Origin of the sequence: Bergeriella denitrificans NBRC 102155, from assembly GCF_001592185.1 — a bacterium.
In the GTDB taxonomy this organism is placed as follows: domain Bacteria; phylum Pseudomonadota; class Gammaproteobacteria; order Burkholderiales; family Neisseriaceae; genus Neisseria; species Neisseria denitrificans.
In genome coordinates this window covers 1-953 of sequence record NZ_BCWL01000351.1, presented here as the reverse complement: position 1 = coordinate 953, position 953 = coordinate 1, and the positions used below count along the sequence as shown (strand labels likewise).

General features: G+C 57.7%; 1 protein-coding gene. It reads right to left on the bottom strand.

Features of this window, described 5'->3' with window-relative positions; translation table 11 throughout:
• Positions 1–37 precede the first annotated feature (37 nt).
• Positions 38–766, bottom strand: coding sequence for a YebC/PmpR family DNA-binding transcriptional regulator (locus tag BDE01S_RS10750; protein WP_066081439.1), 729 nt, complete (start codon positions 764–766; stop codon positions 38–40).
• Positions 767–953: the final 187 nt, after the last annotated feature.

Below are 953 nucleotides of genomic sequence, written 5' to 3'. Positions count from 1 at the left end.
GATTTTTCAGACGGCTTTTTTACGGACTTGCGGTCGATCAGTCGAAGTTCAATACGGCTGAGGTGTACACGTCTTGTACGTCGTCGAGGTCTTCCAGGGCGTCGATGAGTTTTTGCATTTTGACGGCATCTTCGCCGCTGAGTTCGGCTTCGTTTTGCGCGCGCATGGTGACTTCGCCGTCAACGGCTTTGTAGCCTGCGGCTTCCAGCGCGGCTTTGACGCTGCTCCAGTCGTTGGGGGCGGTGATGATTTCGATGGAGCCGTCGTCGTTGTTGAGCACGTCTTCGGCACCGGCTTCCAGCGCGGCTTCCATGAGGGCGTCTTCGTCAACGCCGGGTTCGAATACGAGATAACCTTGGTGGACGAAGTTGAAGGCGACGCAGCCGTCGGTGCCGAGGTTGCCGCCGTTTTTGCTGAAGGCGTGGCGCACGTCGGCGACGGTACGGGTTTTGTTGTCGGTCAGGCAGTCGACCATGAGGGCGGCGCCGCCGATGCCGTAGCCTTCGTAGCGCAGCTCGATGTATTCGACGCCTTCGAGGTTGCCCGTGCCTTTGTCGATGGCGCGTTGTACATTGTCTTTGGGCATGTTGTTTTCGGCGGCTTTTTCCAATGCCAGGCGCAGGCGGGGGTTGGCGCCGGGGTCGCCGCCGCCGATGCGGGCGGCTACGGTGATTTCTTTAATGAGCTTGGTGAAGATTTTGCCGCGTTTGGCGTCTTGTCGGGCTTTTTTGTGTTGGATATTCGCCCACTTGCTGTGGCCTGCCATGTGTGGATTCCTTTCTTCGCGCGCGGGTGTGGCGCGGGTTTCGATTAAATTTAAGCGGCTTATTTTAGCATAAGCGCAGGCCGTCTGAAATATGCGGGCGGGCTGTGTATGGGGCGGTTTGGGCGTGCGGGTATATTGTGGATTTATAGTCGTAGAACTTAAATCCTGCTACGTCGTTGGCTCGCCC